Here is a 25,498-nt window from a genome sequence, read left to right as displayed (position 1 = left end):
CTGTCCACGCGATTGAACAGTGAAAATGTGCATGGTGGGGATACATTTCAGACGGCCTTATTTGCTGATTTTCAACAAAGCGGTCAAATCCCCGATAAATTTCGGTTCCCGTTTGATGAGGTAAACAATCAACGGAAGATTACCCACGGCAACAATCAAATACAGCAGCATAATGCTGTCGAACAACATCAGCAAAACCGTGCTCAAAATGGCAGCCGATACCATAAACACGCCGTTGATGATGTTGTTGGCTGCGACGGCGTGGGCGCGGAAGGTTTCGCTGCTGGCGGTTTGCAGCCAAGTGTAGAGCGGTACGGAGAAGAAGCCGCCGAAAAAGCCGATGGCCGACATCACGAGCATAATCGGATACGCTTGGGCTTGCGATAAAAACCAGATGATGCCGTTTAATTCAGTAAAGCGTTGGCCGTGGGTCAGCCACACCAGCAATAATCCACAGACGGTCAGACCCAGAGTGCCGATGGTGACCAAGCCCAAAATCAGGCGCTCATGGCTGAGTTTGGCGCATAACACCGAGCCGATAGCGATACCGATGGAGAACAGTGCCAACATCAGGTTGAACACATTATCGTTGCCGCCCAAATGAATTTGCGTGAACGTCGGCAGTTGGGTGGTATAAACCGAGCCGATAAACCAAAACCATGAAATACCGATGATGGACGTGAATACGGGACGGTCGGCCGCCGCTTCACGAATCAGTGAATTCGTGCCTTTGATGATGTTCCATTCGATTTTTGTGTCCGGCATTTTAGCGGGTACAGACGGCATAAACAGGCTGGTTATTGTACCGCCGACGGCTACCAATAACACCAAACCGCCAACAATATACGGAGGAATGCCTGCGACTGCGGTGCCCAAAATCTGGCCGAGCAAAATGGCGATAAACGTACCCGATTCAATCAGGCTGTTGCCCATAATCAGCTCTTTGTCGTTGAGGTAATCGGGCAAAATCGCGTATTTCAGCGGGCCGAACAAGGTCGATTGCGTGCCCATGCAAAACAGGCAGATTAAAAGCAAAGGCGCGGATTGGATGTAGAAGCCATACGCCGCCACTGCCATGATGATGATTTCCAACAGCTTGATCCAACGCGCCAAAACAGCTTTATCGAATTTGTTGCTCAGCTGCCCAGAGAGCGCGGAAAACAGGAAGTAGGGCAGGATAAACAGCATTGCGCCCAAGTTCAGCATTTGGCTGGGCGGCAGAAAGTCGTTCTTGCCCAAACCGTAAAAACTGATCATCACGAATAATGCGGTTTTGAACATATTATCGTTCAACGCGCCCAAAAACTGCGTTCCAAAGAGCGGCGCAAAACGGCGGGTCGTGTGGAAATTCAGATTATCTTTTTTAAGGCTCATTGTTTGGATTCTTTGTCTTCGTCTTTTTCGATCAGTTTTTCAGTGGAATCGTCGTCCATCAAAATGCGGTGCGCAGGGCCTTCAAGGTCGTCAAACTGTCCGTTTTTACCCGACCACCAGAAAAACCAGCCGATGATAAAGGCCAAAATAATGCTGATGGGGACAAGGATAAACATACTTTCCATTACATCGCTCCGGTCAAATCGGTCAGGATAAAGGTTTTGCCGCTGATGGTCAGGTATTCGTTGCGCAACGCACCGATATTTTTATCGTCAAAAAACAATTCGATACGGTCTTTAACCACGCGCCAGTATTGCGGGATATCGGTTTGCTCAAAAGGAGACAATACCGCCGCTTCGGCTGCATCTTCGCTTTGCAGCTTGATTGCGAAGCGTCCGCTTTGCGGCGGATTTTGTGATTCATCGTCTGCCAACATAATAAAAAATCCGGCGTGTTCGCCGTCTAGAGTGTGGATACTGAAATAATGCATATCGGGAAATCTTCAAAACCGCCGTCATTTTTTTCAGACGGCCTAAAATAAAATTCCGTCCATTTTACATCAAATATTAAGTCAAGCAGCCGATTACATTTTTTGTTAGAATACGGCGTTTACTTTGTTAATCTGTTCAGACCGCTACCCACTACGTCCCACAAGGGGTGCAACATAGCCGGAGCAGCAGTAAGGTCCCGACAAAAAATGCCGTCTGAAACCTCAAGGAGCATAAAATGACACAAAAATTAATCTTGGTTTTGAACTGCGGCAGCTCTTCTCTCAAAGGTGCCGTATTGGATAACGACAGCGGCGAAGTATTGCTGAGCTGCCTTGCCGAAAAACTCAACCTGCCCGATGCCTACATCACCTTCAAATTCAACGGCGAAAAACACAAAGTCGACCTGTCTGCCAAGCCCGACCACACCGGCGCAGTTGAAGCCCTGATGGAAGAACTCAAAGCCCACGGCCTCGATACCCGCATCGGTGCGATCGGCCACCGCGTGGTAAGCGGCGGCGAATTGTACAGCGAATCCATTTTGGTTACCGACGATGTTATCGCTGGTATCGAAAAATGTATTCCACTTGCTCCTTTACACAACCCGGCCCACCTTTTGGGCCTGCGCGCTGCACAAAGCATCTTCAAAGGCCTGCCGAACGTTGTCGTATTCGACACCGCATTCCATCAAACCATGCCTGAACACGCTTACAAATATGCTGTTCCACATGAATTGTATGAAAAATACGGCTTGCGCCGCTACGGCGCGCACGGTACCAGCTACCGCTTCGTTGCCGACGAAACCGCACGTTTCCTCGGCAAAGACAAAAAAGATTTGCGCATGGTTATTGCCCACTTGGGTAACGGCGCATCCATTACCGCCGTTGCCAACGGCCAATCTCAAGACACCAGCATGGGCCTGACTCCGTTGGAAGGCTTGGTAATGGGTACCCGCAGCGGCGATATCGACCCTGCCGTTTTCAGTTTCTTGGCTGAAAACGCCAACATGACCATTTCCCAAATTACCGAAATGCTGAACAAAAAATCCGGCCTGCTCGGTATTTCCGGTTTGTCCAACGACTGCCGCACCATCGAAGAAGAAGCTGCCAAAGGTCATCCGGGCGCCAAACTGGCTCTGGAAATGTTCATCTACCGCTTGGCTAAATACATCGGCAGCATGACAGTCGCGGCAGGCGGTTTGGACGCATTGGTCTTCACCGGCGGTATCGGTGAAAACTCCGACATCATCCGCGAACGCGTATTGGGCTACTTGGGCTTCCTCGGTCTGTACATCGACCAAGAAGCTAACCTGAAAGCCCGCTTCGGTAATGCTGGTGTGATTACCACTGCCGACAGCAAAGCTGTTGCCGTTGTGATTCCTACCAACGAAGAATTGATGATTGCACACGATACTGCCCGTCTGAGCGGCCTGTAATCCGTCATTATTGAAGACCTGCCTGAAAGGGCAGGTTTTTTGTTGTGTATAGATGAAGAAAATTTTGAGAATATATTGAAAAAAGCCGGCAAACATTGTGTTTGTCGGCTTTTTAATCAGTGCAATATTAAGAATACTGATAGATAGGTTTAGAACTTATAACTGATGGTAAACAGCAAAGTCCTGCCTCGTGCGTAGTTGTTCAAAACGGAGCGTGTCGTACCGCCATATTTGCCATTGCATAAACCGTTGGCATCGCATTCGACTTCCTCATCATCTAAACCGCCTTTTCTTTCAAATACGCTGAAATAGCGCTGGGTTGCGGCATCATTTGCGGCATCCAAAGGATCGACATAGCGTTTATTGAACGCATTTTGAATGTCAAAACGAAGGATAAGGTTTTTCTTCGGTTCATAATTGGCATAGAAATCAAAAATCATCGGCTGTCTGTTGATGCTTTCTGTTTTTTTGATCACCCTTCTGCCCATTTGATGTGAAGAGTAGGTATTAGCACCGGTTGTACCGTCAACAAATTCCTCCTCAGTCGTCGCCCGTGTACTTTTGCCGTAATAGCGCATAATGCCACCGATGGTCAATTTGTTGCCCAACCATCGGGATCCTAATTCAAACCGACCATAATCTCGGGGTAAGCGTGAAATTTTGCTTAAGCCGTAGCCCTGTTTAATTTGGTCTTCTTTAGAAGAGTTGCGGGGCGATTCGCTGGCATCGCTATAATTGGTCGGCTGGTTGGTTTTTTGATAGGCGTAAGACAGGGTGGTAAAAAAGCGGCCGAAATCATAGTTCATTTCCACTTCCAAACCATTTTTATGGACAGGTTTGGCATAGTTTCGATGTTGGATAGAGTATTGCAGGCCGGTACTGGTTACCCAGCTGGGTGCTTTATCCAAATCCCACCATTTGCCATAAACATTGTGGATATAGTTGTTTATCCTGCTGCGGTAAGCGACCAGTTTGAAACCCAATACATCGTCCGGCTTGAAAATCCCTTTTTTGAAGGTATTGAAGCCTATTTGGTAAGTATTGGCCTGTTCCGGCTTAAGGGCGGTATTGACGCCTGAGTCGCCGATTTGTGAAAAATACATTTCTTGAATATTCGGCATTCTATGCGTACGCGAATAGCTGATAAACGGCATAAAGTAGTCGTTGACATTGATGTTTAATGCCACCGAATGGTTTACCGCATGCTTTTTACCGGATTTGGTATAAACCGGTTCGTAAAGGTCACAGCTTGGCGTGCAATGCTGTTTATAAATTTCAGAATCTTCTCCAAATGCTTTTTTAAAGTCTTCTTGGGTATTGAAGTAGTCGGTATATTCGCCCTTGTAGCGGTAGTTGACCATATTGGCGCTGTAATTCAATTGATAAATGCCTTTTTTCAAGGAAGTATCAAAATAGAACGTATTGAATTTTTGCTGGCCTGAAGGTTGCAATATGGTTGATTTCTGAGGAAATATTCCTTTGTCGCCTTTGAAGCGGCCTAAAAAGCTGTACAGGCCGGCATCTTGATCCGGGCCGTCGTAAAACAGGCTCAGCTCTTCCGGAAAGCGGTTTTTACTGTATTGGTTTTTAAAGAAATTGAAACCCACAGTAGCTTTTAAATCTGTTTTTTGGGGAAGTTTGAAAGAAAAGCTGTTGTTGATATCCAAAAGATTGGCTGTGTTTTTGGTTTCCAAATAATCAAGCAGTCCCCATCCTGAAAAACGTGAGTTTTTCGGATATTTTTGTTTTCCCAGATTATGGGCGGCCAACACGTTTAAATCGACATAATCGCCAATGTTTAAATTGTAATTGGCTTGGTAGTTGCGGTTTTCTACTTTGCGGCTGCCGATACGGTTGTTCATGGTACGAAGCTGAAGATCCAGCTTGTTGTTATCGTTTTCGTATTCCACTTTGACCAAATGGCTGTTTGAGCGTTGTTGCAGGCTGGTTGGGTCGATTGGGGTCAGATCCCATTGCGGTGCCAAATTCTCTTTCCAGCTTCTTTCCAAGTCATCGACATAATCTCTTTGCAAAACCTCAGGATCGTTATATTTTTTGGAGAAAGGGTAGTCCCAATAGCTTTTACCGACTGCGTTACGCTTGGAAAAATCGCGAACCCAGAGATTTTGTTCGTGGTCGAATTTCAATAAGTTGCTCTCAAAATATTCTTGTTTTTTACGGTCCAAATATTCCTCGCCAAAATTGCCAATACGCTGACCGCCGCCGCCCACTTTATAGTTTTGCTCGACATTACGGTGGCTGTAACCATATAACGCACCAAGGCGCGCACCGCTGTCAAACCATTTTTGTACCGCTCCGGTTGCCATAAAATTGCTTTTGGTGCTGTTTGTGCCGGTCAATCCTTTGGTCAAGAGGCCGAAGGTATTGTTTCCGTGTACCACATCGTCTACCCGTAAAGTACGGAAATTGGCTGTACCGGATAAGGTATTGATGCCGTTGGCACCTGTGAAACTGCCTTTGGTTACATCCACGCCGGCAATAAAATTGGGATCCAGTGCCGTACCGAATTGCGAGGAGCTGCCGCTGCGTCCGGCATCGGCAGAAGTGGAATAGAAGGTTTGGGTGACGCCGTCAACCATCGTATTGACGCGTCCCAAACCGCTATCGCCACGGATATTGACCGCCAATACCCCCGATCCCTTGTCTTGTTGGGTAAAAACGCCGGGCATGCTCCGAACGATGGTATCAATGTTTTCGCTGGATTGATAAACGCGTTCACGCGAACTTTTGGCTTGGCCTTCGGTAAAAACTTTTTTCTCTTTGGCAATGTGTTTGCCTTTGACTTGAATTTCATCAAGCTCTTGAGTGGAAACCTCGTCTTCTGCGTGTGCGATACTTGTTATAGCCAGTAAAGATAATGTTAGTAGATTTAATTTGAAATTCGGATTCATGATAGTTACCTCAGAAACGAAGTCGCTACTTTATAACATATTATTAAACTTTACAAATATTTTGATAATGGTTTTTATTTGTTAAAAAATAAAGTAGATTCTTGTTTCAGGAGATAATCCACCCGCATATGATTAATCTGGCTGAAAAGATAAAGCAGGTCTGAATTTGAATTTGGTTGATCGAGAAGAAGGGAGATTTAATTGAATTTAAATAGTCGGAAGAAGAAAATTTGATTGCGATATGTGAATTGAGCCGTCGGTTTCAAATGAAACCGGTAAAAAACATGAAATGCAAAATATAAAGTCGATATAGAAAGGTTTGAAGGCAGTTGAAGAAAAGGCCGTCTGAAAATGATATTTCAGACGGCCTTTATTGCTTTAAGCCTTATTCCGGACCGCGGAATGTGTCGTGGCAGGATTTACAGGTTGCACCGGTTTCGCCGTAAGCGGCTTTGATTTCTTCGAGCTTGCCGGTTTGGGCTGCGGCGTTGAGTTTCTCAACCGCTGCAACGAATTTTTCTTCTTCGGCTTTGAATGTTGCTGTGTCTGTCCAGATGGCAGGCAGGGCGCGGCCGTTGCCTTGAGGATCGGATTCAAACAGGGTGAACGGTTTTTTGCTGTTTTCAGCAAAAGTGGCTGCAGCTTGTTTGAATTTCTCAACGTCGTAAGGCTCTTCGTCTTTGACCATTTTTCCCATGCGGGTAAACTCAGGCATCATGGATTTGAACGCGGCCGTACGGTCTTCGGAAATAGGGCCTTTAGGTTGTGAAGGCGCGCTGCTGCCGCCACAGGCGGAAAGCGTAAGCGCCATTGCTGCCAGCGCAACTGGGATAAAACGGGTTTTCATATGGAGTGTGTCCTATTGTAATGATATGATTATCGTTAAATTTAGAATCAGTCGGCCAAACGCTCAGGCCGTCTGATAAGGCGTTATCATACCTTAAACCCAAGTCTGAAACGAGTATAGAAAGGAAACGATATGGCAATTTTGATTACCGGGGCATCGGCAGGATTCGGCGCGGCGATGTGCCGCACTTTTGTTGCGGCAGGCTATCATGTCATCGGCGCGGCAAGGCGCGAAGACAAATTGCAGCAGTTGGCAGAGGAATTGGGCGAGCAGTTTTACCCGTTGGAAATGGATGTTTCGCGTACGGAGTCGATTCAAAACGCTTTAAACAGCCTGCCCGAGCATTTATCCGAAATCGATTGCCTGATTAACAACGCCGGTTTGGCTTTAGGTTTGGATTCTGCCGATAAAGCCGATTTTGGCGATTGGGAAACCATGATTCAAACCAATATCATCGGCCTGACTTTTCTGACCCGCCAGATTTTGCCGCAAATGGTAGCGCGCAAACAGGGCTACATCATCAATTTGGGTTCGATTGCCGGCAGTTATGCTTATTCCGGCAGTAATGTCTATGGTGCGACCAAAGCTTTTGTGCGCCAATTCAGTATGAACCTGCGCGCCGAATTGGCAGATAAAAATATCCGCATTACCAATATCGAACCGGGCTTGTGCGGCGACACCGAGTTTTCCAACGTCCGTTTCAAAGGCGACGATCAGCGTGCGGCCGAGGTTTATGAGAATGTCGAGTTTATCCAGCCGCAAGATATTGCCGATACCGCTTTATGGCTCTATCAGCGTCCGGCGCGGATGAACGTCAATTCCATCGAAATCATGCCGGTTGCCCAGACCTTTGCAGGCATGAAAGTTTACCGTGATGAGCCTGCTCCGGTGAAGGAAGAAACTTTTGAAAAACAAAGCATGTCTTTGTTTGGAAAAATTAAATCTTGGTTTAAGTAATCGGCATCAGGCCGTCTGAAGGTTTCAGACGGCCTCTTTGTTATCTGAAATTGAACAAACACGTTATAATGTAATTTTTTATTAACAAGGCCGTCTGAAAGGCTGTTTCAGTTATGAACGCAATCAAACAAAAAATCTTAGAACAAGCGCAGCGCGATGGCGTACAGGTAACCGCATTGCGCGAGCAAGTGCTTGATATTGTTTTGAAACAAAGCGGCGTGATTAAAGCCTACAACGTTCTGTCGCAGATGCAGCAGCAAAGCGAGGGCGTGGTTGCGCCGCCGACGGCCTACCGCGCCCTTGATTTTTGGGCGGAGCAGGGCGTTTTGCACAAAGTGGCGGCGGTCAACGGCTATATTCTGTGCAGCCACGCGCAGCACGAGTGCAACGACCATTGCCATGACCACGAAGAAGCCGAAGCGCACCACAGCGCGTTTATTTTGGTTTGTACCGAATGCGGTACGGCGGATGAGCAGACACTGAGCCAAGAATGGGCGGCATTGCGTGCAGGCGTGGCCGAAACCGGTTTCTCATTAAAAGAAGAACATGTTGTTTTAACAGGAATTTGTAAAAAATGTCAGAAGTAAAAAAGACTAAAGTCCACCTGATTTCAGGCTTCCTCGGAACAGGCAAAACCACCGCCCTCAAAAGTCTGATGGCGCAAAAAGACCCGAATGAAAAATGGGTCATCATCGTCAACGAATTTGGCGAAATCGGCATTGACGGCGCCGTCTTGAGCGACAACGGCATTCCCGTAGCAGAAATCGCCGGCGGCTGTTTGTGCTGTACTGCCGGCGCGCAAATGGGTACGACCGTACAAAAAATGCTGCGCGACGCCCAACCCGACCGCTTGATGATTGAAGCCAGCGGTCTGGCGCACGCCGCCAGCGTTATCGACGAACTGAAAGCCAAACCGCTCGACAGTATGCTGGAAATCGGTGCCGTCTTTACCGTTGTCGATCCGCGCCAATTCATTAATCCTGATTACGCGCAACAAGCCTTGTATAAAGACCAAATCGGTATTTGTGACGTATTGGTTGCCAGCAAAACCGACTTGTGCACGCCAGAGCAGCTGGCCGAGTTTCACGATAAAGCGGCCAAGCTGTTCCCGCCTAAAGCCAAAGTAGTTGAAGTTCAAAATGCACAACTCGACATCCAATGGCTTGATATTCCCGTTGTCGAAAAATCGCGCTACCGCCTCAAAGCCCTGCCTGACAACACCATGGGCTTCCAGTCTCAAGGCTTCACTTTCCCTGCCGGACGTGATTTCGACGGCGAAAAACTGACCGATTTCTTCAACGACCTGCCTAAATTTACAGACGGCCTCGTCCGCGCCAAAGGCGTGTTCCAAGTGCTCGGCACTTGGGTGTGGCTGAACTGGGTGGACGGTCAATGGGGCGCAAACCAAGTTTCATGGCGCCGCGATTCCCGCTTTGAATTGATTGCCAAATCGTTTGACGCGGATTTGATTGAGAAGAAATTGCAGGAGGCGTTGGAGAAGTAAATCATCGGCCAAACGCTTATTAATCCGTTACTATATGCCGTCTGAAGTCAGCGGTTTCAGACGGCCTTCAAATCAAAAAAATAGAGGAACACTTAACCATGTGGCGTTATATCTTTCATCGTATGCTCCTTTTGATTCCCACGTTATTGGGGATTTTGGCGATTACTTTTGCCGTGATTCAGTTTGTCCCTGGCGGTCCGGTGGAGCAGATGGTTCAGCAGCTGACGCAGGGCGCGGTTGGCGGTGAAACGGCAGGACACAGCATGCCTGGAACTTTGGCCAAAAACGGCAACCGCATCAGTGCGGAAGATTTGGCCGCGCTGAATGCTTTATACGGTTTCGACAAGCCGCCCGTGACGCGTTTTGTCGATATGGTATGGAAATTCGCCCGTTTCGATTTGGGCGAGAGCTTTTTCCACCACCAAACCGTATTTGAGTTGGTAAAAGAGAAAATGCCGGTATCGATGAGTTTGGGTTTGTGGACGTTTTTCCTGACTTATTTGATATGTATTCCGTTGGGTATTGTCAAGGCGGTCAGGGATGGCAGCCGCTTCGATACGATTACGGGTATGATCATTTTGGTCGGCTATACCGTACCGCCGTTTGTATTGGGTTTGGTGTTGCTGGTGTTGTTTGGCGGCGGCAGCTTTTTTGCCTGGTTCCCACAGGGCGGTTTGGTCGGCGATGATTTCGATACGCTTTCTTGGGCAGGTAAAGTCAAAGATTATTTGTGGCATATGGCCTTGCCGATTACCGCTTCGGTGGCAGGCAACTTGGCGGTGATGACCGTATTGACGAAAAATGTGTTCCTTGAAGAAATCCGCCGTCAATATGTTTATACCGCGCGAGCCAAGGGCTTGCCTGAGAAGCAGATTCTGTGGAAACATATTTTCCGCAATGCCATGATTCCTCTGATTACCGGTTTCCCAGCCGCATTTATCGGCGCATTCTTTACCGGCAGCCTGTTGATTGAAACGTTGTTCTCGTTGGACGGGTTGGGTTTGCTGTCTTATGAGGCAGTGATGAAACGTGATTATCCTGTCGTAATGGGTACGCTGTATGTGTTCACGTTGATGGGGTTGTTGGCTAAATTGGTGTCGGATATTTCTTATTCATGGGTCGATCCGCGCATTCACTTTGGCGGACAGAAATAAGGCCGTCTGAAAATATCTTCAATCCATTATTAAAGAATGTTTCGAACCATGAAAAAGAAAAAATCTACTTCAAACCCTACTTGGCAAGCCTTTAAGCAGCATAAGCGCGGTTGGTTGGCTTTGCGGATTTTGGCCGTTTTGTTTGTCGTCACTTTGCTTGCGCCTTTGTGGAGCAATGACAAACCTTTGTGGATACGCTATCAGGGCGAGTATTTCTTCCCCTTGGTAAACGAATACAACGAAACCGCATTTGGCGGCGATTTCGATACGCCGGCGGATTATCTGGATCCGCTTATCCGCCACAACATTACTTCAGACGGCAATTTTGCCCTTTACCTGCCCAATCCTTACGATGCCGATACCTTGAACGATTTTGATACGGCACCCGATCCGGCCAAACCGTCCGAGCGGCATATCTTGGGAACGGACGACCGCGGCCGCGACCTGTTGGCGCGCTTGGTTTACGGTTTCCGGGATTCGCTGCTGTTTGCCTTGGTGTTGACTGTGGTGACTACCGTGATTGGCGTGGTTGCAGGTGCGGTACAGGGTTATTTCGGCGGCAAAACCGACCTTCTGATGCAGCGTTTTATCGAAGTTTGGGGCGGTATGCCGGAGCTGTACCTCCTGATTATCCTGTCTTCGTTCTTTAATCCGGGGCTGTTGATTTTGCTGGTGTTGCTGTCGCTTTTCGGCTGGATGGGCTTGTCCGACTATGTCCGCGCCGAGTTTTTGAAAAACCGTCAGACCGATTATGTTTTGGCGGCGCGCGCGATGGGCGTGGGCAACCGTGAAATCATGTGGCGCCATATCCTGCCCAACAGCTTGACGCCGGTATTGGCCTTCCTGCCTTTCCGTATTTCCGGTGCGGTACTCGCCCTGACCAGTTTGGACTTCTTAGGCTTGGGCGTACCTGCCTCACAGGCAAGTTTGGGCGAGTTGCTGGCGCAAGGCAAAGACAACTTGGACGCGTGGTGGATCGGTCTGTCTGCCGTTGCTACGCTGACGGTGATGCTGCTTTTGCTGGTCATGATTGGCGAAGGTTTGCGTCAGGCATTTGACGTACGCGCACGCAGTTAATTGCTTTTCTAAAGCGTGAAAAGGGTGGGCGGAAAAGCTTATCCTGCATTCTCAGGGCCGTCTGAAAAGTTTCAGACGGCCTCATCCATTCGTTTGAATCATTAAAAACCATGAATCAAGAAATCACATTTCTTACTCTTTTTCTGCTCGGCTTTTTTGGCGGAACGCATTGTGTCGGCATGTGCGGCGGATTGAGCAGCGCATTTGCTTTGCAGCTGCCGCCACATTTAAACCGAATCGGGCTGATTGTATTGTTGAACTTGGGGCGCATCAGCAGTTATGTCGTCATTGGCCTGTTGGTCGGCTTGGTCGGGCAGGTCGGCATTTCCTTGGACGATACACGTGCGGTTCAAAACGGTTTGTATATTGCCGCCAATGTTTTGCTGCTTCTGCTCGGGCTGTATCTTGCCGGTATTTCGACCGCCGCAACCAAAATCGAAGGTATCGGCAAACCAATATGGAAACGCCTGAATCCTTTACTGAACAAATTGCTGCCGATTAAATCGGTGCCTGCCTGTTTCGGCGTGGGCGTGCTTTGGGGCTGGCTTCCTTGTGGTTTGGTGTACAGCGCGTCTTTGTATGCTTTGGGCAGCGGCAATGCCTTGCACGGCGGGCTGTATATGCTGGCGTTTGCCTTGGGAACCTTGCCGAACCTGCTCGCGATGGGCATATTTGCAGCGCAGTTGAAAACCTTTCTGCAGAAACGTATGGTTCGTTTGTGCGCCGGATTATTGGTGGCAGGATGGGCAATATGGCGCTTGGCCGTATTTGCGATGGGGCAAATTGGGTAAGGTAAAAGGTTTTATTTAGTTTGTTGTTTTGCAATTAAAAAGGCCGTCTGAAAGATTTTCAGACGGCCTTTTTTTACAAGAAAGATTTAATGTATCAAATTCCAAGCCATCTTGGCGGCAATCAGCAGCAACATAATGCCAAAGGCGATTTTGAGTTTTCGGGCGGGCAGCTTGTGCGCCGTTTTTACGCCGAGCGGCGCAAAGAGGATGGTGGCAACGCTCAATATGGCCACGGCCGGAAGATAGATAAAGCCTGCTGCGCCTTCAGGCAGGTTGGCAATATGCAAACCGTTGGCAAAATAGCCGATGGTGCCGGCAATCGCAATCGGCCATGCTAAACCTGAAGATGTGCCGATGGCACGGTGCGCCGGAAAGTTGCAATACAGCAGAAATGGAACGGATAGTGAACCGCCGCCGATACCGACCCAGCTCGAAGCCGCCCCAAAAAGCGTGCCGACGGCTGTCAGACCGGGGAGTGCAGGCAGGGTGCGTGAAGGTTTGGGTTTGGAATCGCGTAGGGTTTTGAGTGCGATAAAGGCAAGAAATGCAATAAAGAAAACCTGTAAAGCCAGCGTCGGCATATATTTTGCCGACACCGCGCCGAGGAGTACGCCAAGTATCATGCCCGGCGTCATCCGGCGGACAGTCGCCCAATCGATGGCGTGTTTTTTATGTTGGGCGTACATACTGGAGAAGGTGGTAAACACCATGACGGCAAAGGAAGTGCCGATGGCAAGATGCTGGGCATAGGGGTGGCCGCCTATGCCTTGCAGCTGCAACGCCCATAAGACTACGGGAACAATCAACGTGCCGCCGCCTACACCGAACAGTCCGGCAATAAAGCCCGCCGCGCTGCCGACGGCGAGCAGGGCAAGGATGATGTCCAAAGACCACATTTCAGACGGCCTTGTCGTGTTTGTGTGCTTTATGGCGTTTTTTAAACCAACGGATGACTGCCATCACATAACCGGACAGGCTGTAACCGAGGAAGAACAAGAAGAGGACGAGCGAAGGCTTCCAGTTGATGAGCAGCAATACCAACACGGCAAGCACCATGCCCATGAACGGCACTTGGCGGCGGATATTGATTTCTTTGAAGCTCCAAAACGGAATCTGCACAATCATGGAAATACCGGCAAACAGGGTAATGCCCAATGCCCACCAATGCACGCCGGGGAAGCGTTCAAAGCTGTGATTGACCCAAATCAGGCCGACAATCAACGCTGCGGCGGTCGGGCTTGGAACGCCGATAAACCAGCGTTTATCGACCTTACCGATGAGCGTGTTGAACAGTGCCAAACGTAGGGCGGCGCAAGCGCAGTAGATAAAGGCGACGGAATAACCGATTTTTCCAAACTGCCAAAGTTGCCATTTATAGGCAATCAGGGCAGGCGCCACGCCGAAGCTAACCATATCGGCAAGGCTGTCGAGCTGTTCGCCGAACGCGCTCTGACTGTTGGTCAAACGGGCAACGCGACCGTCCATGCCGTCGAGCAGCATGGAAAGGAAAACTGCAATCGCCGCTGTTTCATAACGTCCGTGCATAGACTGGGTAATGGCGAAGAACGCGCAAAACAGTGCGGCGATGGTAAAGGAATTGGGCAGCAGGTAAATGCTGTTTTTGCGGATGGAGTTGCGTGGAGGAATCGGATTTTCTGTATTTTGTGAGTTGTCCATAATGTTTCCGTATATGCTGCGTGTGCAGATGAGGCATTATACCGCATTGGTTGGTTAAGGATTTTTAAAAGGCAGACATAGTTTCACTTTATCGGCATAAAGTTTCAGACGGCCTTATATTCCATCAGTCAAACAACTCGCCCTGCGCCTGCTCTTTGGTCACGCGTACGTCGGTTTCGCCGTCGGCAAAAGTGATGTGCAGTTTTTGCCCTTGTTTCAACGTATCGGCATTGCGGATGACTTGTCCGCGTGTGTTTTTGACGACCGAAAAGCCGCGTTCCAGAATATGCTGTGGCGATACGGCTTCGAGCAATGCGGCTTGTGCGGTCAGGCTTTGACGGCGGTGGGCAAGCAGCTGGCGGAAGGAATGCGACAAGGCCGTCTGAAAGCGGTCGATATTGTTTTTGTAAACGGAAACATCAGGACGGCAATGTTTCAGGGTTTGGGTTTGGCGTTCAAAACGGGCGGTGTGGGCACGGAGGTTTTGCGTCATCGAGTAAGACAGCATTTGCGCCAGCTTGCTGATTGAGGCACGCTGCTCGTCAAGTTTTTGGCGCGGATGACGGATTTGCCGCGCCAGCCAGTCGAGTTTTTGGCTGGCATCGAAATAGCGTTGTTCCAAAACGGTTTTCAGACGGCCTTGTGCTTGGGCGAGGCGGTGTAGCGATTCTTGGCGGTTGGGGCTGACCAATTCTGCGGCGCCGGTCGGTGTCGGTGCTCGCATGTCGGCGACAAAATCGGCAAGCGTGAAATCGGTTTCGTGTCCTACGCCGCTGACGACCGGAATCGCGCAGGCCTCGATGGCGCGTACGACCGGCTCTTCATTAAACGCCCACAAGTCTTCGATGCTGCCGCCGCCACGACAGACAATCAGCACATCACATTCGGCGCGTTGCGAAGCGGTTTTAATCGCTTGGGCAATTTGCAACTCGCTGCCTGTGCCTTGAACGGGTGTCGGATAAACGATAACGGGGATTTCGGGCGCGCGGCGGTTTAAGGTGGTCACGACATCGCGCAAAGCCGCCGCCGCCAGGCTGGTGACGATGCCGATACATTGCGGACGGGCAGGCAACGGTTTTTTGCGTTCCGCTGAAAACGCGCCTTCCGCCTGCAATTGCGCTTTCAATCGTTCATAGGCTTCGTAAAGCTGCCCCAAACCTTTGAGCCGCACCTCATTTACGGTAATCTGAAATTCGCCCCGCGCTTCATAAATACTGATTTTTCCTGATACTTCGATATGGTCGCCTTCTTTCAAAGGCTGCGCCAAGCGCATGGCCGCACCCTTAAACATCGCGCAACGCACCTGCGCGCGGCTGTCTTTGAGCGAGAAGTAATAATGTCCGCTGGCAGCACGGGTTAGATTGGATACTTCGCCCGCAATCCACAAGCCTGCGAGATGGTCTTCCAGCAAGGCTTTGGCAAGGGCGTTGAGTTCGGATACGGAAATGGAGGAGGGCGCGAAAAGTTCGGACATTACGAAACGGAAAAAATTTGGGAAAGCTGAATTATAAGGGATTTAGAGCGATTCGTTGTATTCGTTTTCATGAAACTTGTGCCCTTTGTTTTAATATTATCAAAGCCGCATGTTCAGACGGCCTTGTCTGGGCGGGCTTGTGTTATATTATCGTTTGATTTTCGCCTCAAAAGCCGTGTGTATGCCCAAACTCCACCAAATTATCGAACGCCATTGGCAATCCCCCAATCTGTTTCTGTCTTTGCTGTTAAAACCATTGTCCAGGCTGTTTGCCAAAATTGCGGCGAAACGGCGCGATGATTTTGTTTCAGGCCGTCTGAAAAGCGAAAAATTGCCTGTGCCTGTGGTGGTGGTCGGTAATATTCATGCAGGCGGAACAGGGAAAACGCCGATAGTCGCCGCGCTGGTGTTGGGTTTGCAGGAAAAGGGCGTTAAGGTCGGCATCATCAGCCGAGGTTACGGGCGCAAGAGCAAGGCGGTTCATGTATTGAATACAGCCAGCAGCGCGGCAGATGCAGGGGACGAGCCTTTGCTGCTGTTTCGCCAAACCGGTGCGCCGACGACAGTAGGCAGCAGCCGTGCAGAAGCAGGCAGGGCATTGCTTGCGGCGCATCCGGAGCTTGAATTGATTGTGGCCGACGACGGCTTGCAACATTATGCCCTGCAACGCGATATGGAAATTGCCGTATTTCCTGCAACAGATACTGGACGCACCAATTTGGATTTACTGCCCAACGGCAGTTTGCGCGAACCTTTGTCTCGGTTGGCTTCCGTTGGTGCGGTTGTCGTCAGCGGGGGACAAGCAGATATGGCATTCAGGCCGTCTAAAAATATGTTTGCCAGCCATATTGAAACAGGGCAGATTTACCGTTTGAACAGGCCGTCTGAAAAATTGGATTTGGCGGGTTTGGGAAATCAAACCGTCGCCGCCGTCGCCGGTATCGCCAAGCCGGAGCGTTTTTTCAATACGTTGCGAAGCATGAATATCGCTTTGAAACAAACCGTTGCCTTGCCTGATCATGCAGATATTACGGCAGCGGATTTGCCGGACGCAGATGTGGTGATTATGACGGAAAAGGATGCGGTCAAATTTTCAGACGGCCACGGCCTGAATCATGTGTGGGTCTTGCCTGTTTATGCGATAATTGAGCCGGACTTAGCGGCGTTTGTATCCGCGAATGTTTCAATCTAAATGCTTATAGATGTTTCACAGATGTTTTAAAGATGATCTTCAAACTACGCGATAGGAATAAATCATGAAGTTAAAATATTTGTTGGTCGCTTGTGCAACTTTATTTGTATCCACTCAAAGTCTGGCTGCTAAACCAAGTGATGAATCTGCAATGAAATGGTTGGAGATTCAAGGGATAAGCAATAATTATAGCGAGAAAGTGCAACGTTCTTTGGAGATGGTGAATAAAGAGGACAATGAGCGCTTGTTAACGATGACACCCAAAGCTCAAAAAGCGCAGATGCAGGCGGTCATCAGTCGTTATATGAAAAACATGCAAGACGATTTGAGCCGCCCTGAGTTGAAAAAACAATGGCTGGATGAAGAAAAGCGTGCCGTACAGAAAGTATTTACACAAGAAGAAGTGGATGTGCTCAACCGCTTCTTCTCTTCCCCTCGTGGCAAGGGTATTTTGAAAAAAATCAATCATCTCAGACAGAATGGCGGAGATATTGACAATGTGCTGAGCCAAGCAGACGTGGATAGCATAGTAAAAGTATTTGAGCATGGGGCCGGTAAGTCTGCATTTGAAAAGATGGAACGTTTCGATAAATTGAATGATGAGATTGTTGAAAAGACAATGAGCAACAACTATATCAACGCAAGCAGGAAATATACGCCCGCTTTTGAGGCACAAACGCGTGATATTTTGTGCAAGGGCAATAAACATTCTTCGGAATGTGCCAAATAATGTGCAGGCCGTCTGAAAATATTGATATTTATTAAGTAGGTAGAAAAAATGAAATTGAAAACTTTATTGTTGCCTTTTGCTGCTTTGGTCTTGTGTGCCAATGCGTTTGCCGCGCCGCCCAGTGATGCGTCGCTGGAAAAATGGTTAAATACGCAGCATTATGAGCAAGATATTGAGATAATTTTGAATGAGATTTTTCAAGAGGGATTTAAACCGCTTTCCGATACCTTGGTGGCTGAAGTCTCCAAAGAAAAAAAGGGAGAAGTAGAAAAAGCAGTTGTTCGTTATCGGGATATTGTTGTAAAGGAGGCGTTTACGCCTGAATTGAAACAGAGCATCCGCAACCGATTGTTGAAAAGTGCTAAAGCATCACTTACCCAAAAAGAAGTCGATGCTATGATTGCCAATCCGTCCAGTAAGGCTGTTGAGTCTTTCCTTGATAAGAATATGGGCGGGCTGGAAGAATTATTGCCGAAAAAAATACAGGAAGCTGCAGATCGGCATAAGCCTGAGTTTATCAAAGAATGGAGGCGGATTGCTTGCGGTGGCAAAAATCCTGAGCCAGTTTGTGCAAAATCTGATTCAAGTAGCAAGCGATAACTTCGAACTGTCCGAATCATTTCAGACGACCTTGATATAACTACCGAAAGTAAACCCCATGGAAAAAAAATTCTTAGACATCCTCGTTTGTCCTGTGACCAAAGGCAAACTCGAATACCATCAAGACAAACAGGAATTGTGGAGCCGTCAGGCAAAGCTCGCTTATCCGATTCGTGACGGCATCCCTTATATGTTGGAAAACGAAGCGCGCCCGTTGAGCGAAGAGGAACTGAAAGCATGACCGAATTTGTCGTATTGATTCCGGCGCGGTTGGATTCTTCACGTCTGCCGGGAAAGGCTTTGGCTGATATTCACGGTAAACCGATGGTTGTTCGCGTTGCCGAGCAGGCGGCGAAAAGCAAGGCAGCGCGTGTTGTCGTTGCCACCGACCATCCCGATATTCAGACGGCCTGTCAGGCGCATGGTGTCGAAGTAGTCATGACTTCCAATCAACACGAAAGCGGTACAACGCGCCTTGCCGAAGCGGCCAATACGCTGAAACTGCCGCAGCATCTGATTGTTGTGAACGTACAAGGCGACGAGCCTTTAATCGATCCCGAGCTCATCAACCGTACAGCCGAAGTTTTGGTTGAAAACAATGTGCAAATGGCGACTGCCGCCCACGAATTGCACGATTTTGACGAGTTTATGAATCCTAACGTCGTCAAAGTCGTCCTCGATAAAAACCGCAACGCCATCTATTTCAGCCGCGCCCCGATTCCTTATCCGCGCGATGTGATGCGTGCCGAAAAACGCGAATTGCCTTCCGAAACAGCCGTTTTGCGCCACATCGGCATTTATGCCTATCGTGCAGGTTTCCTGCAACGCTATTCGGAAATGGATGTTTCTCCTTTGGAAACCATCGAATCGCTGGAACAGTTGCGCGTCCTGTGGCACGGTTATCCGATTGCTGTTGAAATCACCCAAGAAGCGCCTGCTGCAGGTGTGGATACGCAGGAAGATTTGGACAGAGTACGTGTTGCGTTTAAAGCTTAAGGCCGTCTGAAAGGAAAAGACATGAATGATTTCCGCCATTTGAGCCGTGAAGAACAAAAATTGCTTGCCGACGTGGCGAAGCTGGTAAGAGAAGACGAACAAGAATTTAACTATGACATGCTGAAAATAGAAGCGCCAGAGCAGGCAAGCGGCGAGTTTTGGTTCCGCATGGCAGAAATGCTCAGCACTTTGCCGCCCAACCAGTCGTTGGACTTGCGTATGAACGGCGGGCGCTTGACCGTTGCCGTATCGATTTTGTCGGTATTGCTGCAAGACAATCCGGATGTTCCTCAGCTTTGGGCACAAAAAATCATTGCGCTCAACTATTTGGCTCATGGTCATCAAACCCGTGCAATCGGTTTGGCACAACAGCCGGACAAAGCGGCCGAAGCCAACGAGGAAGAATATTTGGCGAAAGCCTTATCGCAAAACTTGCTTTCCACTTTGAAAGACGCGATAGAGCGATTCCCCGAAGACGCATGGTTTATCGAAATGCGCGATGATGCATGGAAGCATTTCGGCCCGAAAGAGGCCGTCTGAAGTTTTGAACGATAAACACAAGCCGTGTAAAATTATCTGAACATTAAATCCGTCAACCAAAAGGACTCATCATGAAAGTATTATTGTTGGGCGCGCCAGGCGCCGGCAAAGGCACACAGGCTCAATTCATCACTGCTGCATTCGGCATTCCTCAAATTTCTACCGGCGACATGCTCCGCGCTGCCATCAAAGCAGGCACTCCGCTGGGTTTGGAAGCAAAAAAAATCATTGATGAAGGCGGTTTGGTACGCGACGACATCATTATCGGCATGGTTAAAGAGCGCATTGCCCAAGACGACTGCAAAAATGGTTTCCTGTTTGACGGTTTCCCACGCACATTGGCACAAGCCGAAGCCATGGTTGAAGCCGGTGTGGATTTGGATGCCGTGATTGAAATCGATGTGCCTGACAGCGTGATTGTCGACCGCATGAGCGGTCGCCGCGTGCATTTGGCTTCCGGCCGTACTTACCACGTTACCTACAATCCGCCTAAAGTCGAAGGCAAAGACGACGTAACCGGCGAAGACTTGATTCAACGCGACGACGACAAAGAAGAAACCGTGAAAAAACGCCTTGCCGTTTACCACGAGCAAACCGAAGTTTTGGTTGATTTTTACAGCAAACTGGAAGGCGAACACGCACCTAAATACATCAAAGTTGACGGCACTCAACCGGTAGAAGCCGTGAAAGCCGAAGTATTGAAGGGTTTGGGCAAATAAGTTTTGCCAAAGTAAAATCATAAGGCCGTCTGAAAAAATATTTTCAGACGGCCTTTGCTGTTATATAAAGGTTAATAATCTCTGTTATTTGAGTTAATAGCGATAATGGCCACTATTATTAGTTTTAATAAGAAAAGTAAGCCACCTATTGCAAATGGAAGTACGGCGAGGCATAGAAGAAATGTAAGCATGATAGTTATCCCAGTTGTTTTAATTGATAGTCTGCAATACTACGTTATTCGTAGTAAATAATCAAGAAAAATATACGAAATTCGTAACTTTGATTTTTAGGATAGAAGTTATGAGTTTACAAGAAATTTTTACAAGGCGATTTAAGGAAGCAAGAAAAGCAAAAAATTTGACGCAGGAGAAACTGGGACTGGCGATAGGGTTAGATGAGTTTGTGGCAAGTACGCGTATTAATCGCTACGAGAAAGGAAATCATCAGCCTGATTTGAATACTTTGCAGAAAATTGCTGAAGTATTGGAAGTTCCACCAGCCTTTTTTTTCAGTGATGATGAATTTTCTGTAAAAATTTTAGATTTATATAAGAATAATTAAGGTGTGTTGTGATGAGGCCGTCTGAAAAAATATTTTCAGACGGCCTTTCGTGTACAAAAGCTGTTAAAATCGAAGCTATAACCGTTTATCCGCAGGCATCTTATGAATCCCTTGATCTCCGACTTCCAAACTCAGCAACAACGCACTCCCGTTATCGTCGCCCTTGATTTTGCCAACGAAAAAGATACGCTCGGATTTGTCCGCAATCTTGACCCGACACTGTGTCAAATCAAAATCGGCAAAGAGCTGTTTACCGCAACCGGCCGTAATTTAGCGGAAAGCTTAATCAATCAAGGTTTCAAACTTTTCCTCGATTTGAAATACCACGATATTCCCCACACAGTCGCACAGGCCTGTAAAGTTGCCGCCGATATGGGCGTTTGGATGGTCGATATGCACGCTTCCGGTGGCCGCCGCATGATGGAAGCCGCAGCAGAAGCCGTTGCCGGATATCAAACCAAGCCGCTCTTGATCGGCGTAACCGTGTTGACCAGTATGGAACAAAGCGACTTGGCAGAAATCGGTTTGAACATCGCCCCTGAAGAACAAGTTATCCGCTTGGCGAAACTGGCGCAAAGTTCAGGCTTGGACGGCGTGGTATGTTCCGCTCAAGAAGCTGCACCATTGCGCCGCGAATTGGGGCAGGATTTTGTCTTGGTCACACCGGGTATCCGCTTGGACGTTGCAGGCAATAATGACGACCAACGCCGTATTATGACACCGGCCGAAGCATTGGCTGCCGGCTCAACCTATTTGGTAATGGGCCGTCCGGTAACCAAAGCTGCCGATCCGGTAGCCGTATTGCGCGAAGTCAATCGAGTAGCCAACGCTTAAGGCCGTCTGAAGTATGAAGACGATTGTGATTGGTGCGACAGGCGCAACAGGAAAATCCTTGTTGCCTTTACTTGCAACCAGTTCAGAGGTTGAGTCTATCGACTGCTTCGGTCGCAGACATCCTGATTTTACCCACCAAAAGCTAAATAGCCATCAGATTGATTTTTCTAAGCCTGATGATTGGCGCGAAGAAGTGCAGGGCGATGTATTGTTTGCCTGCTTGGGAACAACTCTGAAAGCGGCTGGCAGTAAAGAAGCGCAATGGGCAATCGATTATGAGGCAAATCTTGAATTTGCCAAAGCCGCACGAGAAAACGGCGTGAATACTTTGGTTTTGGTTTCCGCTTCCGGTGCAAATTCTGCTTCGCGCCTGTTTTATCAAAGGATGAAGGGCGAATTGGAACAAGCAATTATCGCTTTGAATTTTCCGCACCTTATGATTTTCCGCCCGCCCTTATTGATTCGTCCGAATAGCGATCGATTGGGTGAGAAAATAGCCGAACGGATTTTGCATGGATTCGACCGTATCGGCCTGATGAAAAGCCAACGTCCGCTTGCTGTCGAAAAATTGGCGCAAGCCATGCTGAAAGCGGCGTTGTTGTCATATCATGAACAGGCGTCGTACTCGAAAAACCATATGCAGGTATATGGGCCTCAAGATATTTTTAGGCTGTTAGATCAATAAATCTGATAACAAGCCTTACGCAAAGATTTTAATGGAGCCAGTATGGTAACCAAGTTCCAACAAGAAACCCTTAAATCACGTTTTGCACAAGCCAAAGTCCTTGTTGTCGGCGATGTGATGCTCGACCGCTATTGGTTTGGCGATGTGTCCCGCATTTCTCCTGAAGCCCCTGTGCCGGTGGCGAAAATCGCCCGTATCGACCAGCGGGCGGGCGGGGCGGCAAACGTTGCGCGCAATATTGCCTCATTGGGCGGTAAAGTAGGGCTGTTGTCCGTGAGCGGCGATGACGAAGCTGCAGATGCACTGGATGCGTTGATGGCGCAAGACGGTGTTTCTTCCTATCTGATGCGCGACAAGCAGATTGCGACTACTGTCAAACTGCGCGTTGTTGCTCGCAACCAGCAGCTTATCCGACTTGATTTTGAAGAATTACCTCATCGTGAAGTGTTGGAACAAATCAAACATCAATTTCGTGAAGTGTTGCCTGAATACGATGCCATTATTTTTTCAGATTACGGCAAGGGCGGTTTGTCGCATATTTCCGATATGATTGATTGGGCGAAACAGGCCAGTAAACCCGTTTTAATCGACCCGAAAGGCGATGATTATGAAAAATATGCCGGCGCTACGCTGATTACGCCTAACCGTGCAGAATTGAAAGAAGTGGTGGGCAGTTGGAAAAACGAAAACGATTTGACCGAAAAAGCCCAGAATCTGCGCCGTCATCTTGATTTGACCGCGATTTTGTTGACCCGAAGCGAAGAAGGTATGACCTTGTTTAATGAGGGCGAGCCGATTTATCAGCCTACACGAGCCCAAGAAGTCTATGATGTATCCGGTGCGGGCGATACCGTTATTGCCGGAGTGGGCTTGGGTTTGGCCGCTGGTTATACCATGCCTGAAGCGATGCACCTTGCCAATACTGCGGCAGGTGTTGTCGTGGCGAAACTTGGTACGGCGGTTTGCTCGTTTGCCGAATTGACCAAGGCATTGGAAGAGCAATAATTGCTGTTTCAGACGGCCTTAAAACCTAAAGGCCGTCTGAAAATACAGTTGGAAAATAATCCAGACAGCAAAGTTTTTATTTTCAGACGGCATGATTTCTTCAAGGTCGTCTGAAAAATCAAAATAAAGGAAATTCATTATGACCATTATCGTAACAGGCGCGGCCGGCTTTATCGGCAGCAACATCGTCAAAGCACTTAACCAACGCGGTATTACCGACATTGTTGCCGTCGACAATTTAAGCAAAGGCGAAAAATTTAAAAACCTTGCCGAGTGTGAAATTGCCCATTATCTCGATAAACACGAATTTATCCGCCAAGTGCGCGGCCATCTTCTGCCTTACGACGATATTGAAGCTGTTTTCCATGAAGGTGCATGTTCCGATACCATGAATCATGACGGCCTTTACATGATGGACAACAACTACCAGTACACGCTCGACCTCTTGGACTGGTGTCAGGATGAACGCATTCCGTTCCTTTATGCTTCCAGCGCTGCCGTATATGGCAAGGGCGAAATTTTCCGCGAAGAGCGCGAACTGGAAAAACCACTCAATGTATATGGCTACTCTAAATTCTTGTTTGACCAAGTATTGCGCCGCCGCATGAAAGAAGGTCTGACAGCTCAAGTTGTCGGCTTCCGCTACTTCAATGTTTACGGACAACAGGAACAGCACAAAGGCCGTATGGCATCCGTCGCCTTCCACCATTTTCATCAATACCGCGAGCATGGCTATGTTAACCTGTTTGGCGCCAATGACGGCTACGGCAACGGCGAGCAAACACGCGACTTTGTCAGCGTAGAAGACGTTGCCAAAGTTAACCTTTACTTCTTCGATCATCCCGAGCTTTCAGGCATCTTTAATCTCGGTACAGGCCGCAGCCAACAATTTAACGAACTTGCCGCCGCAACCGTCAACGCCTGCCGTGCGGCCGAAGGAAAGCCTGAAATGAGTTTGAAAGAGTTGGTTGAAGAAGAACTTATCCGTTATATCCCATTCCCAGATGTACTCAAAGGCAAATATCAGAGCTTTACTCAAGCGGATATTACCAAGCTGCGCGAAGCCGGGTATAAAGAAGAATTCTTGGATGTAAAACAAGGCGTCAGCCGTTACGTTAAATGGATGTTGGAGAACTTGGTTTAATCCCTTTGCTTGAATGAGGAAAGGCCGTCTAAAAAAGGGTTTTCAGACGGCCTCATCATTTGGGGAGATTTTAAAATTAGAAATTTACTTTTCTTTAATGAAAATTGGAATAGTATTTTCAAAACTCATGTTTTATAAAAGACTTAGCCTATCAGGGGGGGATCTGCTGGGGTATTGGTTGATTACTTTTCTAAAAGCGGTCGGGATAATTAGATGTGAATGGGTATAAATAGGCTAAGGTTATGGCCAGTAAAAATGACTGAAAGTTCTTGTTTTGTAGATTGTAATAGATAAAAAAATAACCGCTTAAAAGCGGTAAATGGTGCCCGGAGCCGGAATCGAACCGGCACGGCCGGTTTAGGGCCGACGGATTTTAAGTCCGTTGTGTCTACCTATTTCACCACCCGGGCGTAGACAATAAATTGAGAGATTGGAGGCGGGGGCGCGGATTTGAACCGGCCTGTATAAGGGTTGCACCCCTTATAGCATAAACACTCTGCCACCCCGCCATAAAATGGATGGAGGCGAGAGTCGGAATCGAACCGGCGTAGACGGATTTGCAATCCGCTGCATAACCACTTTGCTATCTCGCCAAATAAACTGCTTTGGAGTGTCTGTAGTATTGAAACTGGAGCGGGAAACGAGTCTCGAACTCGCGACCTCAACCTTGGCAAGGTTGCGCTCTACCAACTGAGCTATTCCCGCGTATTCGGATGCATGATTTAATGGAGCGGGAAACGAGTCTCGAACTCGCGACCTCAACCTTGGCAAGGTTGCGCTCTACCAACTGAGCTATTCCCG

At 48.3% G+C, this 25,498-nt stretch carries 27 protein-coding genes and 4 tRNA genes; 19 read left to right on the top strand and 12 right to left on the bottom strand.

Translation table 11 applies throughout. The features are described from left to right. Window positions 1–57: 57 nt before the first annotated feature. The 3 genes from ACTHS8_RS01575 to ACTHS8_RS01565 are packed head-to-tail and all read right to left on the bottom strand — an operon-like array spanning window position 58 to window position 1,864. Entirely contained in the window at window positions 58–1,374 is a 1,317-nt protein-coding gene (locus ACTHS8_RS01575) for an MFS transporter (RefSeq protein WP_440372777.1), read from the bottom strand. Further along, window positions 1,371–1,559 (bottom strand): cbb3-type cytochrome oxidase assembly protein CcoS, encoded by a 189-nt coding sequence (gene ccoS, locus ACTHS8_RS01570; RefSeq protein WP_003681462.1) that lies wholly within the window; start codon window positions 1,557–1,559, stop codon window positions 1,371–1,373. Before ccoS ends, ACTHS8_RS01575 begins: the two co-directional genes overlap by 4 nt. Beyond that, on the bottom strand, window positions 1,559–1,864 hold the full coding sequence (locus ACTHS8_RS01565) for an HLGFF motif protein (protein ID WP_440372776.1): 306 nt from the start codon (window positions 1,862–1,864) through the stop codon (window positions 1,559–1,561). Before ACTHS8_RS01565 ends, ccoS begins: the two co-directional genes overlap by 1 nt. 236 nt (window positions 1,865–2,100) lie before the next feature. Here ACTHS8_RS01565 and ACTHS8_RS01560 point away from each other — a divergent pair, with 236 nt between their 5' ends. Further along, a complete protein-coding gene (locus ACTHS8_RS01560; RefSeq protein WP_440372775.1) occupies window positions 2,101–3,297 on the top strand; it encodes an acetate kinase in 1,197 nt (398 codons plus the stop codon). Window positions 3,298–3,446: 149 nt separating this feature from the next. Here ACTHS8_RS01560 and ACTHS8_RS01555 read toward each other — a convergent pair whose 3' ends face one another. Then, entirely contained in the window at window positions 3,447–6,209 is a 2,763-nt protein-coding gene (locus tag ACTHS8_RS01555; protein ID WP_440372774.1) for a TonB-dependent receptor domain-containing protein, read from the bottom strand. A gap of 385 nt (window positions 6,210–6,594) precedes the next feature. Continuing rightward, window positions 6,595–7,056 carry a c-type cytochrome gene (locus tag ACTHS8_RS01550; protein WP_440372773.1) on the bottom strand — a complete coding sequence of 154 codons (462 nt, stop codon included), beginning with the start codon at window positions 7,054–7,056 and terminating at the stop codon, window positions 6,595–6,597. A gap of 132 nt (window positions 7,057–7,188) precedes the next feature. Here ACTHS8_RS01550 and ACTHS8_RS01545 point away from each other — a divergent pair, with 132 nt between their 5' ends. The 6 genes from ACTHS8_RS01545 to ACTHS8_RS01520 all read left to right on the top strand — a co-directional run bounded on the left by ACTHS8_RS01545 (window position 7,189) and on the right by ACTHS8_RS01520 (window position 12,539). After that, entirely contained in the window at window positions 7,189–8,013 is an 825-nt protein-coding gene (locus ACTHS8_RS01545) for an SDR family oxidoreductase (RefSeq protein WP_070633432.1), read from the top strand. Window positions 8,014–8,126: 113 nt separating this feature from the next. Further along, the gene (locus tag ACTHS8_RS01540; RefSeq protein ID WP_049329244.1) at window positions 8,127–8,600 is read left to right on the top strand and encodes a Fur family transcriptional regulator; all 474 of its coding nucleotides are present in this window, start codon (window positions 8,127–8,129) and stop codon (window positions 8,598–8,600) included. Continuing rightward, entirely contained in the window at window positions 8,588–9,517 is a 930-nt protein-coding gene (locus tag ACTHS8_RS01535; protein WP_003682934.1) for a CobW family GTP-binding protein, read from the top strand. Before ACTHS8_RS01540 ends, ACTHS8_RS01535 begins: the two co-directional genes overlap by 13 nt. Window positions 9,518–9,615: 98 nt before the next feature. Further along, on the top strand, window positions 9,616–10,671 hold the full coding sequence (locus ACTHS8_RS01530) for an ABC transporter permease subunit (protein ID WP_440372772.1): 1,056 nt from the start codon (window positions 9,616–9,618) through the stop codon (window positions 10,669–10,671). A gap of 36 nt (window positions 10,672–10,707) precedes the next feature. Further along, window positions 10,708–11,748, top strand: a complete 1,041-nt coding sequence (locus ACTHS8_RS01525; RefSeq protein ID WP_049333261.1) for an ABC transporter permease — start codon at window positions 10,708–10,710, stop codon at window positions 11,746–11,748. 110 nt (window positions 11,749–11,858) lie between these two features. Continuing rightward, window positions 11,859–12,539 carry a sulfite exporter TauE/SafE family protein gene (locus tag ACTHS8_RS01520; protein WP_003680951.1) on the top strand — a complete coding sequence of 227 codons (681 nt, stop codon included), beginning with the start codon at window positions 11,859–11,861 and terminating at the stop codon, window positions 12,537–12,539. An 86-nt stretch (window positions 12,540–12,625) separates the two neighbouring features. Here the strand turns inward: ACTHS8_RS01520 and ACTHS8_RS01515 are convergent, their stop codons facing one another. The 3 genes from ACTHS8_RS01515 to xseA all read right to left on the bottom strand — a co-directional run bounded on the left by ACTHS8_RS01515 (window position 12,626) and on the right by xseA (window position 15,690). After that, on the bottom strand, window positions 12,626–13,435 hold the full coding sequence (locus ACTHS8_RS01515; RefSeq protein WP_440372771.1) for a sulfite exporter TauE/SafE family protein: 810 nt from the start codon (window positions 13,433–13,435) through the stop codon (window positions 12,626–12,628). A 1-nt stretch (window position 13,436) separates the two neighbouring features. Further along, window positions 13,437–14,216, bottom strand: coding sequence for a CDP-diacylglycerol--serine O-phosphatidyltransferase (gene pssA, locus ACTHS8_RS01510; RefSeq protein ID WP_254322684.1), 780 nt, complete (start codon window positions 14,214–14,216; stop codon window positions 13,437–13,439). A 124-nt stretch (window positions 14,217–14,340) separates the two neighbouring features. Next, complete coding sequence (gene xseA, locus ACTHS8_RS01505; protein WP_440372770.1) at window positions 14,341–15,690, bottom strand: exodeoxyribonuclease VII large subunit; 1,350 nt, start codon at window positions 15,688–15,690, stop codon at window positions 14,341–14,343. A 181-nt stretch (window positions 15,691–15,871) separates the two neighbouring features. Between xseA and lpxK the strand changes: the two genes are divergently transcribed. The 12 genes from lpxK to rfaD all read left to right on the top strand — a co-directional run bounded on the left by lpxK (window position 15,872) and on the right by rfaD (window position 24,697). Continuing rightward, the gene (lpxK, locus tag ACTHS8_RS01500; RefSeq protein WP_440372769.1) at window positions 15,872–16,882 is read left to right on the top strand and encodes a tetraacyldisaccharide 4'-kinase; all 1,011 of its coding nucleotides are present in this window, start codon (window positions 15,872–15,874) and stop codon (window positions 16,880–16,882) included. A gap of 64 nt (window positions 16,883–16,946) precedes the next feature. Next, the gene (locus tag ACTHS8_RS01495) at window positions 16,947–17,612 is read left to right on the top strand and encodes a DUF2059 domain-containing protein (protein ID WP_440372768.1); all 666 of its coding nucleotides are present in this window, start codon (window positions 16,947–16,949) and stop codon (window positions 17,610–17,612) included. 48 nt (window positions 17,613–17,660) lie between these two features. Continuing rightward, entirely contained in the window at window positions 17,661–18,212 is a 552-nt protein-coding gene (locus ACTHS8_RS01490; RefSeq protein ID WP_440372767.1) for a DUF2059 domain-containing protein, read from the top strand. Window positions 18,213–18,270: 58 nt separating this feature from the next. Continuing rightward, window positions 18,271–18,453: a Trm112 family protein gene (locus ACTHS8_RS01485; RefSeq protein ID WP_049329252.1), complete on the top strand. Its 183-nt coding sequence runs from the start codon at window positions 18,271–18,273 to the stop codon at window positions 18,451–18,453. Then, a complete protein-coding gene (kdsB, locus tag ACTHS8_RS01480) occupies window positions 18,450–19,208 on the top strand; it encodes a 3-deoxy-manno-octulosonate cytidylyltransferase (RefSeq protein ID WP_254322689.1) in 759 nt (252 codons plus the stop codon). Before ACTHS8_RS01485 ends, kdsB begins: the two co-directional genes overlap by 4 nt. Window positions 19,209–19,229: 21 nt before the next feature. Beyond that, window positions 19,230–19,748: a 3-deoxy-manno-octulosonate cytidylyltransferase gene (locus ACTHS8_RS01475; protein WP_070644926.1), complete on the top strand. Its 519-nt coding sequence runs from the start codon at window positions 19,230–19,232 to the stop codon at window positions 19,746–19,748. 71 nt (window positions 19,749–19,819) lie between these two features. Continuing rightward, complete coding sequence (adk, locus tag ACTHS8_RS01470) at window positions 19,820–20,467, top strand: adenylate kinase (protein ID WP_440372766.1); 648 nt, start codon at window positions 19,820–19,822, stop codon at window positions 20,465–20,467. A 301-nt stretch (window positions 20,468–20,768) separates the two neighbouring features. Continuing rightward, a complete protein-coding gene (locus tag ACTHS8_RS01465) occupies window positions 20,769–21,029 on the top strand; it encodes a helix-turn-helix domain-containing protein (RefSeq protein WP_070644922.1) in 261 nt (86 codons plus the stop codon). A gap of 102 nt (window positions 21,030–21,131) precedes the next feature. Then, window positions 21,132–21,863 carry an orotidine-5'-phosphate decarboxylase gene (pyrF, locus tag ACTHS8_RS01460; RefSeq protein WP_070826460.1) on the top strand — a complete coding sequence of 244 codons (732 nt, stop codon included), beginning with the start codon at window positions 21,132–21,134 and terminating at the stop codon, window positions 21,861–21,863. Between the two features lie 13 nt (window positions 21,864–21,876). Next, a complete protein-coding gene (locus tag ACTHS8_RS01455; protein WP_440372765.1) occupies window positions 21,877–22,548 on the top strand; it encodes an NAD(P)H-binding protein in 672 nt (223 codons plus the stop codon). A gap of 42 nt (window positions 22,549–22,590) precedes the next feature. Next, window positions 22,591–23,553: a D-glycero-beta-D-manno-heptose-7-phosphate kinase gene (gene rfaE1 / locus ACTHS8_RS01450; protein ID WP_440372764.1), complete on the top strand. Its 963-nt coding sequence runs from the start codon at window positions 22,591–22,593 to the stop codon at window positions 23,551–23,553. A 139-nt stretch (window positions 23,554–23,692) separates the two neighbouring features. Then, window positions 23,693–24,697: an ADP-glyceromanno-heptose 6-epimerase gene (gene rfaD / locus ACTHS8_RS01445; RefSeq protein WP_440372763.1), complete on the top strand. Its 1,005-nt coding sequence runs from the start codon at window positions 23,693–23,695 to the stop codon at window positions 24,695–24,697. A 320-nt stretch (window positions 24,698–25,017) separates the two neighbouring features. Here the strand turns inward: rfaD and ACTHS8_RS01440 are convergent. The 4 genes from ACTHS8_RS01440 to ACTHS8_RS01425 all read right to left on the bottom strand — a co-directional run bounded on the left by ACTHS8_RS01440 (window position 25,018) and on the right by ACTHS8_RS01425 (window position 25,402). Then, window positions 25,018–25,107, bottom strand: a tRNA-Leu gene (locus tag ACTHS8_RS01440). Between the two features lie 21 nt (window positions 25,108–25,128). Next, a tRNA-Cys gene (locus ACTHS8_RS01435) sits at window positions 25,129–25,206 on the bottom strand. A gap of 10 nt (window positions 25,207–25,216) precedes the next feature. After that, window positions 25,217–25,290, bottom strand: a tRNA-Cys gene (locus tag ACTHS8_RS01430). Between the two features lie 36 nt (window positions 25,291–25,326). Further along, window positions 25,327–25,402: transfer RNA gene (locus ACTHS8_RS01425), tRNA-Gly, on the bottom strand. Between the last annotated feature and the right edge of the window lie 96 nt (window positions 25,403–25,498).

The organism is Neisseria sp. P0016.S008, from assembly GCF_051957775.1.
GTDB classification, from domain to species: Bacteria; Pseudomonadota; Gammaproteobacteria; order Burkholderiales; family Neisseriaceae; genus Neisseria; species Neisseria flavescens_B.
Note: the sequence above shows the minus strand (reverse complement) of the source record. Positions and strands in the feature narration are given on the sequence as shown.

Excerpts from the sequence above, each read along its gene's own strand:
- ACTHS8_RS01525 (WP_049333261.1), top strand. The coding sequence starts at position 10,708 with ATGTTTCGAACCATGAAAAAGAAAAAATCTACTTCAAACCCTACTTGG.
- kdsB (WP_254322689.1), top strand. The coding sequence starts at position 18,450 with ATGACCGAATTTGTCGTATTGATTCCGGCGCGGTTGGATTCTTCACGT.
- ACTHS8_RS01465 (WP_070644922.1), top strand. The coding sequence starts at position 20,769 with ATGAGTTTACAAGAAATTTTTACAAGGCGATTTAAGGAAGCAAGAAAA.
- lpxK (WP_440372769.1), top strand. The coding sequence starts at position 15,872 with ATGCCCAAACTCCACCAAATTATCGAACGCCATTGGCAATCCCCCAAT.
- ACTHS8_RS01565 (WP_440372776.1), bottom strand. The coding sequence starts at position 1,864 with ATGCATTATTTCAGTATCCACACTCTAGACGGCGAACACGCCGGATTT.
- rfaE1 (WP_440372764.1), top strand. The coding sequence starts at position 22,591 with ATGGTAACCAAGTTCCAACAAGAAACCCTTAAATCACGTTTTGCACAA.
- ACTHS8_RS01475 (WP_070644926.1), top strand. The coding sequence starts at position 19,230 with ATGAATGATTTCCGCCATTTGAGCCGTGAAGAACAAAAATTGCTTGCC.
- ccoS (WP_003681462.1), bottom strand. The coding sequence starts at position 1,559 with ATGGAAAGTATGTTTATCCTTGTCCCCATCAGCATTATTTTGGCCTTT.
- pssA (WP_254322684.1), bottom strand. The coding sequence starts at position 14,216 with ATGGACAACTCACAAAATACAGAAAATCCGATTCCTCCACGCAACTCC.
- ACTHS8_RS01545 (WP_070633432.1), top strand. The coding sequence starts at position 7,189 with ATGGCAATTTTGATTACCGGGGCATCGGCAGGATTCGGCGCGGCGATG.
- xseA (WP_440372770.1), bottom strand. The coding sequence starts at position 15,690 with ATGTCCGAACTTTTCGCGCCCTCCTCCATTTCCGTATCCGAACTCAAC.
- ACTHS8_RS01495 (WP_440372768.1), top strand. The coding sequence starts at position 16,947 with ATGAAGTTAAAATATTTGTTGGTCGCTTGTGCAACTTTATTTGTATCC.
- ACTHS8_RS01520 (WP_003680951.1), top strand. The coding sequence starts at position 11,859 with ATGAATCAAGAAATCACATTTCTTACTCTTTTTCTGCTCGGCTTTTTT.
- ACTHS8_RS01550 (WP_440372773.1), bottom strand. The coding sequence starts at position 7,056 with ATGAAAACCCGTTTTATCCCAGTTGCGCTGGCAGCAATGGCGCTTACG.
- ACTHS8_RS01560 (WP_440372775.1), top strand. The coding sequence starts at position 2,101 with ATGACACAAAAATTAATCTTGGTTTTGAACTGCGGCAGCTCTTCTCTC.
- ACTHS8_RS01535 (WP_003682934.1), top strand. The coding sequence starts at position 8,588 with ATGTCAGAAGTAAAAAAGACTAAAGTCCACCTGATTTCAGGCTTCCTC.
- ACTHS8_RS01515 (WP_440372771.1), bottom strand. The coding sequence starts at position 13,435 with ATGTGGTCTTTGGACATCATCCTTGCCCTGCTCGCCGTCGGCAGCGCG.
- ACTHS8_RS01540 (WP_049329244.1), top strand. The coding sequence starts at position 8,127 with ATGAACGCAATCAAACAAAAAATCTTAGAACAAGCGCAGCGCGATGGC.
- ACTHS8_RS01575 (WP_440372777.1), bottom strand. The coding sequence starts at position 1,374 with ATGAGCCTTAAAAAAGATAATCTGAATTTCCACACGACCCGCCGTTTT.
- ACTHS8_RS01455 (WP_440372765.1), top strand. The coding sequence starts at position 21,877 with ATGAAGACGATTGTGATTGGTGCGACAGGCGCAACAGGAAAATCCTTG.
- ACTHS8_RS01490 (WP_440372767.1), top strand. The coding sequence starts at position 17,661 with ATGAAATTGAAAACTTTATTGTTGCCTTTTGCTGCTTTGGTCTTGTGT.
- adk (WP_440372766.1), top strand. The coding sequence starts at position 19,820 with ATGAAAGTATTATTGTTGGGCGCGCCAGGCGCCGGCAAAGGCACACAG.
- ACTHS8_RS01485 (WP_049329252.1), top strand. The coding sequence starts at position 18,271 with ATGGAAAAAAAATTCTTAGACATCCTCGTTTGTCCTGTGACCAAAGGC.
- ACTHS8_RS01530 (WP_440372772.1), top strand. The coding sequence starts at position 9,616 with ATGTGGCGTTATATCTTTCATCGTATGCTCCTTTTGATTCCCACGTTA.
- rfaD (WP_440372763.1), top strand. The coding sequence starts at position 23,693 with ATGACCATTATCGTAACAGGCGCGGCCGGCTTTATCGGCAGCAACATC.
- pyrF (WP_070826460.1), top strand. The coding sequence starts at position 21,132 with ATGAATCCCTTGATCTCCGACTTCCAAACTCAGCAACAACGCACTCCC.
- ACTHS8_RS01555 (WP_440372774.1), bottom strand. The coding sequence starts at position 6,209 with ATGAATCCGAATTTCAAATTAAATCTACTAACATTATCTTTACTGGCT.